Source organism: Achromobacter spanius (genome assembly GCF_002966795.1).
GTDB classification, from domain to species: Bacteria; Pseudomonadota; Gammaproteobacteria; order Burkholderiales; family Burkholderiaceae_B; genus Achromobacter; species Achromobacter spanius_D.
This window is the reverse complement of record NZ_CP023270.1, coordinates 5,149,545-5,161,731: the sequence shown is the minus strand read 5'-3', so window position 1 is coordinate 5,161,731 and position 12,187 is coordinate 5,149,545. Positions and strand designations below refer to the sequence as shown.

Below are 12,187 nucleotides of genomic sequence, written 5' to 3'. Positions count from 1 at the left end.
TCAGCCTCCCTTGAGCAGGCTGAAGATGGCGCTGCGTTTCAGCCCCGCGATGCTGCCGGTTGGGCTCAGGCTGACGGGACAGTGCTTCATGCAACTGCCCTGCGTGTGACAGGAGTTGCAGCCGCTGCCGGAGGTGGCCTTGTGCAGGACGTCCTTGGGGTCGGCGTGCCGCTCGTCGTTATAGAGCGTCCAAGCGCGATTCAGCGCCGCCGGGCCCAGGTAGTCCTTGTCCCACGACACCACGTCACAGGCGGCGTAGCACACGCCGCAGTTGATGCATTCGATGGCCGCGTCAGCGAGCTTGCGTTGCTTGCTTTGGGGCGACACCAGCGCCGGCGGATCATGACGTGTGGCGGTGCCGACAAAGGTGTTGCCGGCGCGCGCCCACTTCTGGAAGAACTCGCGCATGTCCACGACCAGATCCTTGATCCGCGGCATGTTGCGCAAGGGTTCGATCACGATGACGCCGGCTTCTTCGACGCGGCTCACGTGCGTGCGGCACGTCCAGCGCGGTTTGCCGTTGACGGTCATCGCACAGGACCCGCACACGCCGACGCGACAGGCGTAGCGGTACGACAGGCTGGGCTCCTGCGTTCGCTGGACTTCCGTCACCACGTCCAGCACGGTCTGGTTGTCGCGCCACGGGACCAGATAGGTGGAGAACTTTCCTTCCTCCGTGCCGCGTGAGATGCGAACCGTAAGTTGTCTCTGGCTGGTGGAATGCGTCGTGTCCATTTTCCGTCCTCAAGCGGCAGGCTGCGCCCATGAACAGATTCTGGAACTTGCGAATCCTTGAAGCAATACAGATTTAGTTGATATTTTTTGAACTTATTTCGGGCGGTCTGAGGGGTGTCGCGCACCGCTGCGTAGATGTCGCGACGCGGTAGGTTCAGCGGTTTGCGATGACGCAGTGCGTCAATGCCGCTCGCCGCGGCCTGTTCTGCCTACGCCCGGCGCGGCAACCACCGCCAGAACACCCCGGCCGCGACCAGGCCCAACGTCCCCACGCCAAACGATGCCCCGCCCAGCGACAACAGTGCCGTCAGTGCCGACAGCGCCACCGGCCCGCCACTTGCACCCAGATCGGCCATGAACCGCCAGATGCCCAGAAACTGCGTGCGCGCGCCGGGCGGCGCGGCGTCGGCGCCCAGCGTCATCACGATGCCCGACCCGATGCCGTTGCCAAAGCCCAGCAGCAGCGACACCAGGATGAAGCTCGTCACGCCGCTTGTCAGCGGGATGGCCATCAGGCTCAAGCCCATCAACAGCGTGCACGGCAGCGCCACCCACAACCGGCCGCGCTGGTCCATGACCTTGCCCGCGGGATAGAACACCGACATGTCGACCGCCGCGACCAGGCCGTAGACAAGCGACGTGGTGGTGGCGTCCAGCCCAAGATGGTCAGCCCACAGCGGAATCACCACCTGGCGCGACGCGCGTAGCGCGCTGATCAGCATCACGCCTATGCCCAGCGTGGCGTACACGCCCCGATGGTCGCGCGCGACTTCGCCGATGCGCACGCGCGGCGCGCCGGCGGCCTTGGCGTGCGAGGGTTCGATTTCGGGCGCCTTGATGGCGATGAATCCCGCGCCGAGCATGGCGCAGACGGCAATCCAGTACGCGCCGTCCAGCCCCATGAAGTGAATCAGCGCCGCACCCGCGAAGGGGCCGATGAAGGTGCCGATCCGCGTCGTCCCGCCCAGCGTGGACAGGGCGCGTGCGCGGTACTGCAGCGGCACGACCTCGATCATGTAGCTCTGGCGCGCCAGCTGGAACACCGACTGCGCGCAGCCCTGCATCAGCATGGCCAGCGCCAGCACCCACAGATGCGGCACGCCGATCACGAGCAGCAGACCGGCCACGCTCAACAGCGCGGCGCCGGCCATGGCGCGCTTCTCGCCAAAGCGTTCGGTGATGAGTGCGGACGGAATGTTCGAGAGCAGCGAGCCGACGCCGATGAGGGCGGCGATGAGGCCAGCGGCCGCGAATGATGCGCCTTGTTCCCGCGCGGTCAGCGCGATCACGGGAAGAATGGCGCCGTTGCTGATGCCGTAAAGCAGCGACGGGCCGAACGCCGGCACGGCGATCTGCTTCAGATTGAACGATTCGGGATGCGACATGAGGGGAGCGTGGGTGCGCCGGACGGCGCGGCGGTCATCGATGCGGAATCCCGAGAGTGTATCGAAAGCCCTTCGCGCCCGGCTGTCGGCAGCCTGACAGCGCACTTAGCCAAACGGGGCGATCCGGCCACCCGGGTAATGCAAGCGCATGTCCGGGTTTCTCCCTATTTGCATACGTATGCAAGGCTTTGAAAGTGCCCTCCATCGATGAACTTTCAACGCTTGCAGGACCCGAGACCATGATCCGATATCTGAAGCGCGGCCGGACCGCCGCCGTCAAGACCGACGACGACGCCAAGGTGCGCGCCACCGTCGAAGACATCATCCGCGACATCGAAACCCGTGGCGACGACGCCGTGCGCGATTACAGCCGCAAGTTCGACAACTGGGACCCGGCGGACTTCCGCCTGTCGCGCGCCGAGATCGAGGCGGCGCGCAAGCAGTTGTCGGCGCGCGAGATCGAGGACATTGCGTTTGCCCAGAGCCAGGTCCGCAACTTTGCGCAGATCCAGCGCGATTCGATGCGCGACGTCGAAGTGGAGACGTATCCGGGCGTGGTCCTGGGCCACAAGCACGTGCCGATGAATGCGGTGGGCTGCTACATCCCGGGCGGCAAGTATCCGCTGCTGGCCTCGGCGCACATGAGCGTCCTGACCGCCAAGGTGGCGGGCGTGAAGCGCATCGTGTCCACGGCGCCGCCGTATCAGGGCAAGCCGCATCCGGCCATCGTGACCGCCATGGACATGGCGGGCGCGGACGAGATCCTGGTGCTGGGCGGCGTGCAGGCCGTGGTGGCGATGGCGGTGGGCACGCCCAGCGTGGCGCCCGTGGACATGCTGGTCGGCCCGGGCAACATGTTCGTGGCCGAGGCCAAGCGGCAGCTGTACGGCCGGGTCGGCATCGACCTGTTCGCGGGGCCGACCGAGACGCTGGTGATCGCGGATGACAGCGTGGATGGCGAGCTGTGCGCCGTCGATCTGCTGGGCCAGGCCGAACACGGCCCCACGTCCCCCGCAGTGCTTCTGACCACCAGCGAACAACTGGCACGCGACACGCTGGCCGAAGTCGAGCGCCAGCTTTCGATCCTGCCGACGGCCGGCATCGCGGCCAAAGCGTGGGCCGATTGCGGCGAGGTCATCGTCTGCGACAGCGACGAGGAAATGCTGCAGGTGGCCGATGACCTGGCGTTCGAGCACGTGCAGGTGATGACGCGCGATCCTGATTACTTCCTGAACCGCATGACGAACTACGGCGCGCTGTTCCTGGGGCCGCGCACCAACGTCAGCTTTGGCGACAAGGTGATCGGCACCAACCACACGCTGCCGACGAACCGCAACGCGCGCTACACCGGTGGCCTGTGGGTGGGCAAGTTCCTGAAGACCTGCACCTATCAGCGCGTGCTGACGGACGCGGCCAGCGCGGCGATGGGCGAGTATTGCTCGCGCCTGTGCCACATGGAGAATTTTGCGGGCCATGGCGAACAGGCCAACATCCGCGTGCGCCGCTATGGCGATCGCCCCGACCTGCCGTGGTATCGGCCGGTGGAGGCCCAGGCATGATTGCGCTGCCCAAAGGACCGGACTTCCGCCTGGACGGACGCCGCGCCCTGGTGACGGGCGGCAGCGGCGGCATCGGACTGGCGGCGGCGGCCGCACTGGGCCGCGCGGGCGCGCATGTCACGGTGGCGGCACGGCGCGAAGCTGAGCTTGCGCAAGTGTGCGAAGCCTTGCGGGCCGAGGGCATCGGCTGTGCGCCGCTGGTGCTGGATGTCACGGATTCCGCGGCCGTGGATCAGGCGGTCGCGCGCGCCGAGCCCTTTGACATCCTGGTCAACAACGCGGGCATGAATCGCCCCAAGCCGCTCATCGAGCAGTCCGACGAGGACATCGACGCCGTGTTGGACCTGAACGTGAAGGCAGCCTTCTACACCAGCCGGGCCGTGGCGCGCCGTCTGCTCAAGGAAGGCCGAGCCGGATCCATCGTGAATGTGTCGTCGCAGATGGGGCACGTGGGCAGTCCGCGGCGCACGCTATATTGCGCCAGCAAGCACGCGCTGGAAGGCATGACACGCGCGTTGGCGTGGGAGCTGGGCGCGGCCAACATCCGCGTGAACACCGTGTGCCCGACCTTCATCGAAACGCCCATGACGGCGGGCATGCTGGAGCAGCCGGGCTTTCGGGACTGGGTCTGCGCCCGCAATGCGCTGGGCCGCGTCGGCCGCCTGGACGAAGTGATGGGCGCGATCGTGTTCCTGGCCAGCGACGCGTCCAGCCTGATGACCGGCAGCGCGCTGATGCTGGATGCGGGATGGACCGCGGCATGAGGACCGCGCCTCGCGCGCAGGACGTGGCGGATCTGGCGCAGGTGTCGCAGTCCGCCGTCAGCCGCACGTTCACCCCCGGCGCCAGCGTGTCGGAAGAGACGCGGCGCAAGGTGCTGGCGGCCGCGCAGAAGCTGGGCTATCGGCCCAATGCACTGGCGCGCAGCCTGATTACCCGACGCAGCCGCATCGTGGCGCTGGTGATGAGCTATCTGGAAAACCAGTTCTACCCGCTGGTGATCGAGCGGCTGTCGCAGAAGCTGCAGAAAGAGGGCTACCACGTGCTGATGTTCATCGCCGAGGTGGACGAGGCGGCCGACGGCGTGCTGGCCGAGATCCTGCAATACCAGGTCGACGGCATCGTCATGGCGTCGGCCATGCTGTCGTCCAACGTTGCGCGCAGTTGCGCCGAGGTCGGCGTGCCCGTGGTGCAGTTCAATCGGGTGTCCATTCTGGGCGGGCTGGCGCGTCACGCCAGCAGCTCGGTCACGTCCGACAACTATGCGGGCGGCCAACTGGTGGCGCGCCTGTTGGCGGCACGCGGCTACCGGCGCTTTGGCTATCTGGCGGGGCTGGAGGATTCGTCCACCAGCATCGAACGCGAACGCGGTTACCGCGATGCGTTGCGGGAGCTCGGCCATGACGTCGCCTGCCGCGAAGTGGGCCATTACGACTTCGATCTGGCGCAGGCCGCGGTGCGCAAGATGTTTGCCGGCAATGCGCCGGACGCGCTGTTCGCTGGCAACGATCACATGGCGATTGCGGCGCTGGACGTGCTGCGTCAGGAGCTGGGCGTGCGCGTGCCCGAGGACGTGGCCGTCGTGGGCTTTGACGACGTGCCGCAGGCCGCGTGGGGTGCGTATCGCCTGACCACCGTGCGTCAGCAGGTCGAACCCATGGTGGACGCCACCGTTGCGCTGCTGCGCGAACAGATGCAGGCCGAGTTGCGGCCGCGCGACATCGTCGTGCCCTGCGGCCTGGTCGAACGCGCGACGGTCCGGGCGGGGCCCTGACGACACGCTCTTTCTCTTTATTCCGGCACTACCCAAAGAAAGCGCGCACAGACCGCGCTCATTGACACCAGGAGACAAACGCATGCGCAGCATTTTTGTACGTACCCTGACCGCCGTCGCGGCGATCGGGCTGACCGCCGGCATGGCCCACGCCCAAGGCGGCGCGCCCGCCTGGCCGGCCAAGAACATCCGGTACATCGTGCCGTTCTCGCCGGGCGGCGTGTCAGATGGCGTGGCACGGTTGATGGCCGAGCAATTGAGCGCCCGTCTCGGGCAATCGGTCATCGTCGAGAACAAGCCCGGCGTGTCCGGCATAGTGGGCACGCAACAGGTGGCGCGCGCCGAGCCCGATGGCTACACCATCGTGGGCGGCACCATCACCACGCATGCCGTCAACCCGTTCTTCATCAAGTCGCTGGGCTATGACCCGGTCAAGGACTTCACGCCGGTCGGTTTGGTGGGCATGGTCAGCAACGCATTGGTGGTGCGCGCCGACAGCCCCTTCAATACGGTGCAGCAGGTGATCGACGCCGCGCGCGCCGACCCGGACGGGCTGACCTACGGCACGGCCGGCGCGGGCACGTCACAGCATCTGTCGGGACAGCTCTTCCAGTCGATTTCGGACACGCGGTTGCGCCAGATCGTCTACAAAGGCGGATCGCAGTCGATGGTGGATTTGATCGGTGGCCAGATCGACATGGTGTTTGAAACGGTCGCGGCCGCGCGTCCGATGATCGATGCCAAGCGGGTCAAGGTGCTGGGTGTCACGTCGGCAGCGCCGCTGGCGGATCTGCCGGGCGTCAAGCCGCTTGCCGAGCTGGGCCTGCCGGGCTTTGCGATGCAGTCGTGGCAGGGGATCTTCGCGCCGGCAGGTACGCCAGCGCCGGTGGTGGAGCGGCTGGGACGCGAGATTGCGGCCATCGTCAATACACCCGATGTGCGCGCCAAGCTGCTGACGCTGGGCGTGGCGCCCGACGGCCGCGGGTCGGCAGAATTCTCGAAGTTCCAACGCAGTGAAATCGAAAAATGGGGCAAGGTGATCAAGGACGCCGGCATTCAGGCCGACTGATCCCGCCCCGACACAGGAGACTTGCATGACCGATCCCCGTTTCCCGCTGGACGGCCGCCTGCCGGACATGCTGCGCAGTGGCAAGCCGCTGCGCGGCCTGTTCAACGGATTGCCCAGCCCGGCCATCGTCGAGATGTGCGCGTATGCCGGCTTTGATTTCATCATTCTGGACAACGAGCACGGCAGCGCGGACTTCGGCATGACCGAACACATGCTGCGTGCCGCGCGGGCCACGGGCATCGTGCCGATCGTGCGCTGCTTCGAGCAGGACTTGCCGCGCATCCTGGACATGGGCGCGAGCGCCGTGCAGGTGCCCATGGTCGAAAGCGCCGAGCAGGCGCGGCGCCTGGCCGGCATGATCCACTATCCGCCGGTGGGCCGCCGCGGCAGCGCGTTCAGCACGCGCGCCGCGGGTTACGGGGCCTTCGGCGGGGCGGGGCATACGCAGCGCAGCAACGACGGCATCGGCTTCATCGCCATGATCGAGACGCCCGAGGCCATCGCGGCGGCGGGCGAGATCGCGGCGGTGGACGGTGTGGATGCGGTGTTCATCGGCCCCAACGATCTGGCGCACGCGATGGGTCACGGCAGCGACTGGAATGCCGAACCCGTGCAACGCGCCATCGAGGCCGGGCTGCGCGCGATCGCAGCGGCGGGCAAGTGCTCAGGGATCATCGCGCTGACGCCGCAGGACGAGGAGAAGTACGGGGCAATGGGCGCGCGCTATTTTGCCAACGTGTCGACCAGCATCATCACCCGCGCGCTGGCGCAGGCCGCGTCTGCCGGACGCGAGGCCAAGCCGCCCGCCTATTGACGCTATCCGCCCACGGCCCGGCAGAACGCCTGCGCATCGCCGTCGATGATGACGCCGGACGGCAGATAGCCTTCGCGCTGTTTCGTGGCGCGCAGCTGCTGCGCCAGCGCCGCATCGCCGCCGACCGCGTACACGAAGACGCGCACGGATTGCGCGGCGGCGTCGCGCAGCAGTTGGGGGTTGGCCGACAGCGTCAGCGCGTCCACGTGTACGCCCACGGGCGCGCCGACGGTGGCGGACAGATTGGCCAGCCACTGGCGCGTCAGCTTGGGCGCGGTGGCGCGCTGCGATACGTACTTGCCCAACGGGTTCGCTCCTAGCGACTCCGCATGGCGCGGGTCGAACACGATCAGCCCCAGATAGCCCTGCCGATCGGTGCCGCGCACGCAGCGCAGCGCCTCGGGGAAAGCGGACGTGATCATCCAGTTGCCGTGCGGCAGCGCGGTCTTCATACCGGCCACCAGCTTGGACACGGGCGCGCAGTCGCGGTAGACGACCTTCAGTTCCGCATTGAATGTCTTGGCGGGCTGCGCGGCCGCGACGCGCAGCGCATCATTAAGGAACGGCGGGGGCGCTCCGCCGCCCGCGCCCGTCAGCTTGGCATCGCGCCATTGGTCGCTGGACAGTTGCAGCACGGCCTTGCGCCCGACGCCGCTTACCGTCCTGCCGGTCAGCAGGTCGTGATGCAGCACCCAGTTGCCGTCCTTCAGGCGCTGCATGTCGATTTCGACGCCATCCCACGCGCCGGCATAGGCCGCGCGAATCGAGGCCAGGGAGTTCTCCGGCAGCGCGGGCGCGCCGCGATGCGCGTGCACCTGCATGCCCAGGCACGCGGCGCTGGCGCCGGACCACGGCAGCGCGGCGGCCAGCAGCGCGGCGATCAGACGGCTAGCCCGCATTGCCGTGATATCCGAAGCGGAAGCCGCCCAGCACCGTCGTGCGCACGGCTTCATTGAAGGGGTAGGTGTAGGCCTGGCCCACCACGATCACGTGCGCCACGTTGGCCAGCACGCGGCGGCGCAGGGACTGGCCGATGGATTCGTCATCGGGTCCGGCTTCCACGCGCGACATCTGCTGGAAGAGTTCGCTTTGCGTCACGCCGTTCTGCATGAACGAGAACGCGGTCCAGACGCAGGCCAGCGTCAACACCAGCGCCAGGCCCGCCGCGCGCGTGGCGGTGCGCCCCGGCTGCTGGCCGGCCGGCGTGCGCAGCCAGACGACAAGTTTGACGATCAGGTAGAGCAGCTTGCCGAAGTGGCCCACCGCGCCCAGCAGCGAAAACAGCAGCGCAACCGGCGGCACGATGGCCGCGCGCGCGGCGTCCTCGCCCAGCTTCTGATGCTGGCCGCCGCGCGTAAAGTCCGCGCTGCTGGCGGAAAAGCGCGGCATGGCTTCGTCCACGGCCCGGTCCAGCATGCCGTCGTAGAGGCGCTTGAAGCCGGCGGCGTCGGTGTAGTTGGGCGCGACGTTCATGGTGGCCGGCACCATCAAGGTCTGGCGCAGCAGCTTCTGCACGCCGGGGCGCGCCACGAAATCCTCGTACGACAGGCCGGGCGGGATGGCATCGCCTTCGACATGCACGGTGCGGCTGCGCATGGTCCGCCAGTATTGCTGCGCGACCGCTTCGTTGAAGGTGGCGCGGTCGTGCGGCTGCCAGCCGGCCGGCACGGGAATGCGCTTGCGCACGTCCTGCACCACGCGGCCTTGATAGCGGGCCGGTACGCTGTCGGGCGTCCAGCCGCGGCGCGACAGGTTGCGGCGGTAGTCGCCCCACGCGCGATCCTGTTCGCGCGCCAAGCCGATATCCGACGGGACCGGCACGCCGGCGTATTTCTTCCAGCGCTCGGCCACGGACTGCATCACGCTGGTGTAGACCTGGTGATAGCCGCGGATGCCCGGGGACGTCATGCGCACTTCGCGGTCATCGAAGGTAAAGGTCTTCATCTGGCGCTGCAGGTCGGTGCGGATGACCTGGCGCTTCTTGGGTTCGACCTTGTCGTCCAGATTGTCGATGTTGGACAGCAGCACCTGGAACACCGCCAGGAACGCCTTGCCCTCGGGGCGCGCGTAGACGCCGTCGTCCACCAGCCCGTCCAGATGCAGGTCGCCCTGCACCAGCGAGCGTTGCAGCAGGCCGGCGTTGGTGGCAATGCGGCGGAATTCGCCGTCGCGCGAGTCGACCAGTACGTTCACCATCATCTTGATGGCGCTAAAAACGAGCAGCGCAGTCACGGCGCAGGCAACGGCGATCTTCAGGTACGACGGCCGACCGCCGGTGGCCAGCCGCCGGGCCAGCATCAGCTGCAGCACCACCAGCGCGGCGGCAATGCCGGACAGGGTGCGGCCGAAGAACTCCAGTTCCTCGATATCGTGGGGCGTCGCGCGGCTGCCCACCACATCGAGTAGCCGGGCGTTGAAGCCAAGTTCAAAACTGAGGTAGATGACCGTCAGGACGATCAGGAAAAGAATCTGGCGAATCTGGGCCTGGCGCACGATCAGTCCCTCAGGTCCAGACGGGTCGACGTGATTTCCTCATCGGGCAAATCCAGCTTGGCCGGCACGCGCGATGCCGCGCCCGAGCGTGGCGTTGCGGGCGCGTCGCCAGCGGGCACACGCTGCGGGGGCGGGGGCACGACGCGGCCCGCGGAACTGCCCGCCGCTTGTGTCTGAACCGCGGCGGGGGCATTGGGGGCCGCGCGGCGGCCGCCGCTGGCCGGCCTTGCCGCCTTGCCCGATCGAGCCGCCGGCGCCGCGGGCGGCGGATAGACGCCATGCAGCCGGATCGAATCCATATATCCGGGCGGATACAGCGACTCGTCGGCAAACGGCTTGGCGCGCGGATTCAAGCCAGCGACGCTCTTCACGTTGCCGCGGCGCATCCGGCCATCCTGCGTGTAGACAAAGCGCTCGATCGCCGAGCCTTTGGGGAAGTCGAAAGTCAGGGCGCTGCGGTCATCCTGGACCAGCACGACCGGCCGGTCGCGGCAATTGCCCACGTCCCACGACAGCACGTCGGACCCCTGGATGGCCAGCACGGTGTAGCGGTAATCGCAGTTGCGGCGCTGGGTCTCGATGACGACCACGGTGCGCGGGCCCACGTTTTCGGTACGGGCGATGCGCGCGGATTCCACGTTGTTCAAGGGCACCACGCGCTGGTTGCCCGACAGCTTGACCGAGAAGTTCTTGCCTTCGCGGCGCAGCGTGCCCAGTCCGCCGTCCTGCAGGGGAAACTGGCCGATCTCGGTGCCGAACAGCGCGGCGGTGTCCACGCCGTACACAAGGTTGCCCCGCGAATTGGTCTTGACGGCGCAGGCGGACAAGCCCGCCAGCAACAGGAAGCTGGCCGCAAGGCGAAGGATCAACGAACGGGAGACGTGCAGGCGCAATGACATCATGGGAAGGCGGAAAACCTGGCGCCTCGGGGGCGCCATTCTTGTCAAAGCCCTGCAATGTATCGCAAAGTTACAACGCAGGGCCAGGCTTGTTTCAATTGCCCTGCTTCAGTTCCATCGACTGTTTCACCAGTTCATGCGCCCCATGGCGGACGGCGGACACGCAGCGGGCCACGATGGCGCGCAGCAGCGCAAGGTTGGGCAGGGTGTCGGGACCGGCCACGAAGCTTTCCACCGACGCCGACACGCGCGCGGGGCGACCGGCTTCCTCTTGCGGCAGGGTCAGCTTGATGGCCTTGCAGCGGTTGTTCACGACGTTGATGACTTCAAGGAATTGCTCGCGGGTCAGTTCCAGTTCGTCGGCTTGCACGAAGCTGGGGTAGACGAGGCGCAGGAATTCCGGGTCCGAATCGCTCAGGCTGAAATACATGATGCCCATGTCGGGATGCTTGAAGACCACATCGCCTTGTTCGTCAAAGCTGGCGACCAGGCCCAGTTCTTCTTGCACCACGGTCTGGTACAGGGCGGACAGCGGGGTGGGGGTGGACATGATTCAACGCTCCGTTCTTGATAAGTGGGAAATATCGGCACGTGGAAGACGCTGGGTGCATTCCAGCGTGCGGGGCTGTAAAGGCGAGCCCTTGATCCTTGCTACGCGCCGTCTTGAAAAAGGTTCGGAAAAAATTTAGCGACGAAGGATAAACCGAACCCGGCAAATCAATTGGCCGAAAAAAGGGCAGAAAAAAAATCGAACCTTTTGCGCCGCTGCGCGTAGCGCTCAGTATCGGCGTCCATACCGGCCGTCCATACCGGCGTCCGCCTCACCCAAACAAGGAAACACCATGCAGGACAAAGCACAAGACGTACTGACCCACGCCAAGACCCTCGCGGCCCGGTGGGCGGCCATCGCGGTTCAGCGCGTCAACCGGGGCGACGCGGCGGGCGCGTTGCTGTTTCTTCTGGGCACCACGCTGTTCGCCGTGGTGTCCGTGCGCATGATGGGATCGACCGCCAGCCTGAGCTTCTACGACCTCTTGCGCTTGCAGAACGGCGGCAGCGTGCAGGGCGCGATGGCAGGGCAGGGGGCTGGCGCGGGTTTCTATGCCTTGTTGTGGCTGCTGGCCGTCGTAGGGCCGCTGCTGCCTTCGCTGCTGGAGCATCGCGCGGCGCGCCTGGGCTACTTCGCGCCGCTGGCGTTGTGGGTCATTGCGTTGGCAGGCGTGGTGTCGCAGGTCCAGGAGTTCATGAATGCGACGCGACAGTTCGCGGGATTCATGGGCAATTCGCGCGCCGGCCGCAGCTTGGCGGGCGACATGGCGTCCAACCTGTGGAGCGGTCTGTCGTTCGGATTCGGGTTCTATCTGTCTGCCGCCATTGCGCTGGCCTTCACTGTCCGCGGGGTCGCCGCGTTGCGCCGCCGCGCTTGATTTTCCGCGCCTGCGCAGCTAAGGTGCCGCAG

At 66.8% G+C, this 12,187-nt stretch carries 12 protein-coding genes; 6 read left to right on the top strand and 6 right to left on the bottom strand.

Going from position 1 to position 12,187, the window contains the following annotated elements; all coding sequences use genetic code 11:
- Window positions 1–735, bottom strand: coding sequence for a succinate dehydrogenase/fumarate reductase iron-sulfur subunit (locus CLM73_RS23415; protein WP_105240457.1), 735 nt, complete (start codon window positions 733–735; stop codon window positions 1–3).
- Between the two features lie 209 nt (window positions 736–944).
- Window positions 945–2,120 carry an MFS transporter gene (locus CLM73_RS23410; RefSeq protein ID WP_105240456.1) on the bottom strand — a complete coding sequence of 392 codons (1,176 nt, stop codon included), beginning with the start codon at window positions 2,118–2,120 and terminating at the stop codon, window positions 945–947.
- Between the two features lie 239 nt (window positions 2,121–2,359).
- Between CLM73_RS23410 and hisD the strand changes: the two genes are divergently transcribed.
- The 5 genes from hisD to CLM73_RS23385 all read left to right on the top strand — a co-directional run bounded on the left by hisD (window position 2,360) and on the right by CLM73_RS23385 (window position 7,336).
- On the top strand, window positions 2,360–3,679 hold the full coding sequence (hisD, locus tag CLM73_RS23405; RefSeq protein ID WP_105240455.1) for a histidinol dehydrogenase: 1,320 nt from the start codon (window positions 2,360–2,362) through the stop codon (window positions 3,677–3,679).
- A complete protein-coding gene (locus CLM73_RS23400; protein WP_105240454.1) occupies window positions 3,676–4,443 on the top strand; it encodes an SDR family NAD(P)-dependent oxidoreductase in 768 nt (255 codons plus the stop codon). The genes hisD and CLM73_RS23400 overlap by 4 nt, the downstream gene beginning before the upstream one ends.
- Entirely contained in the window at window positions 4,440–5,453 is a 1,014-nt protein-coding gene (locus tag CLM73_RS23395) for a LacI family DNA-binding transcriptional regulator (protein ID WP_105241693.1), read from the top strand. Before CLM73_RS23400 ends, CLM73_RS23395 begins: the two co-directional genes overlap by 4 nt.
- An 82-nt stretch (window positions 5,454–5,535) precedes the next feature.
- Entirely contained in the window at window positions 5,536–6,522 is a 987-nt protein-coding gene (locus CLM73_RS23390) for a Bug family tripartite tricarboxylate transporter substrate binding protein (protein WP_105240453.1), read from the top strand.
- A gap of 25 nt (window positions 6,523–6,547) precedes the next feature.
- Entirely contained in the window at window positions 6,548–7,336 is a 789-nt protein-coding gene (locus CLM73_RS23385) for an HpcH/HpaI aldolase family protein (protein WP_105240452.1), read from the top strand.
- Window positions 7,337–7,338: 2 nt separating this feature from the next.
- Here CLM73_RS23385 and CLM73_RS23380 read toward each other — a convergent pair whose 3' ends face one another.
- The 4 genes from CLM73_RS23380 to CLM73_RS23365 form a co-directional block, all read right to left on the bottom strand.
- A complete protein-coding gene (locus CLM73_RS23380) occupies window positions 7,339–8,235 on the bottom strand; it encodes a glycerophosphodiester phosphodiesterase (protein WP_234015726.1) in 897 nt (298 codons plus the stop codon).
- Window positions 8,225–9,829 carry a hypothetical protein gene (locus CLM73_RS23375; RefSeq protein WP_105240451.1) on the bottom strand — a complete coding sequence of 535 codons (1,605 nt, stop codon included), beginning with the start codon at window positions 9,827–9,829 and terminating at the stop codon, window positions 8,225–8,227. The genes CLM73_RS23380 and CLM73_RS23375 overlap by 11 nt, the downstream gene beginning before the upstream one ends.
- Before the next feature lie 2 nt (window positions 9,830–9,831).
- Window positions 9,832–10,731, bottom strand: a complete 900-nt coding sequence (locus CLM73_RS23370) for a hypothetical protein (RefSeq protein WP_234015725.1) — start codon at window positions 10,729–10,731, stop codon at window positions 9,832–9,834.
- Window positions 10,732–10,822: 91 nt separating this feature from the next.
- Window positions 10,823–11,278, bottom strand: a complete 456-nt coding sequence (locus CLM73_RS23365) for a hypothetical protein (RefSeq protein ID WP_105240450.1) — start codon at window positions 11,276–11,278, stop codon at window positions 10,823–10,825.
- A gap of 292 nt (window positions 11,279–11,570) precedes the next feature.
- On the opposite strand from CLM73_RS23365, the gene CLM73_RS23360 reads away from it, so the two are divergent.
- Window positions 11,571–12,155 carry a hypothetical protein gene (locus CLM73_RS23360; protein ID WP_105240449.1) on the top strand — a complete coding sequence of 195 codons (585 nt, stop codon included), beginning with the start codon at window positions 11,571–11,573 and terminating at the stop codon, window positions 12,153–12,155.
- Window positions 12,156–12,187 lie beyond the last annotated feature (32 nt).

What these genes read in the sequence shown, in the direction of transcription:
- CLM73_RS23380 (WP_234015726.1), bottom strand. Translation starts at nt 8,235, where the DNA reads ATGCGGGCTAGCCGTCTGATCGCCGCGCTGCTGGCCGCCGCGCTGCCG.
- CLM73_RS23390 (WP_105240453.1), top strand. Translation starts at nt 5,536, where the DNA reads ATGCGCAGCATTTTTGTACGTACCCTGACCGCCGTCGCGGCGATCGGG.
- CLM73_RS23365 (WP_105240450.1), bottom strand. Translation starts at nt 11,278, where the DNA reads ATGTCCACCCCCACCCCGCTGTCCGCCCTGTACCAGACCGTGGTGCAA.
- CLM73_RS23360 (WP_105240449.1), top strand. Translation starts at nt 11,571, where the DNA reads ATGCAGGACAAAGCACAAGACGTACTGACCCACGCCAAGACCCTCGCG.
- CLM73_RS23415 (WP_105240457.1), bottom strand. Translation starts at nt 735, where the DNA reads ATGGACACGACGCATTCCACCAGCCAGAGACAACTTACGGTTCGCATC.
- CLM73_RS23385 (WP_105240452.1), top strand. Translation starts at nt 6,548, where the DNA reads ATGACCGATCCCCGTTTCCCGCTGGACGGCCGCCTGCCGGACATGCTG.
- CLM73_RS23370 (WP_234015725.1), bottom strand. Translation starts at nt 10,731, where the DNA reads ATGATGTCATTGCGCCTGCACGTCTCCCGTTCGTTGATCCTTCGCCTT.
- hisD (WP_105240455.1), top strand. Translation starts at nt 2,360, where the DNA reads ATGATCCGATATCTGAAGCGCGGCCGGACCGCCGCCGTCAAGACCGAC.
- CLM73_RS23410 (WP_105240456.1), bottom strand. Translation starts at nt 2,120, where the DNA reads ATGTCGCATCCCGAATCGTTCAATCTGAAGCAGATCGCCGTGCCGGCG.
- CLM73_RS23395 (WP_105241693.1), top strand. Translation starts at nt 4,440, where the DNA reads ATGAGGACCGCGCCTCGCGCGCAGGACGTGGCGGATCTGGCGCAGGTG.
- CLM73_RS23400 (WP_105240454.1), top strand. Translation starts at nt 3,676, where the DNA reads ATGATTGCGCTGCCCAAAGGACCGGACTTCCGCCTGGACGGACGCCGC.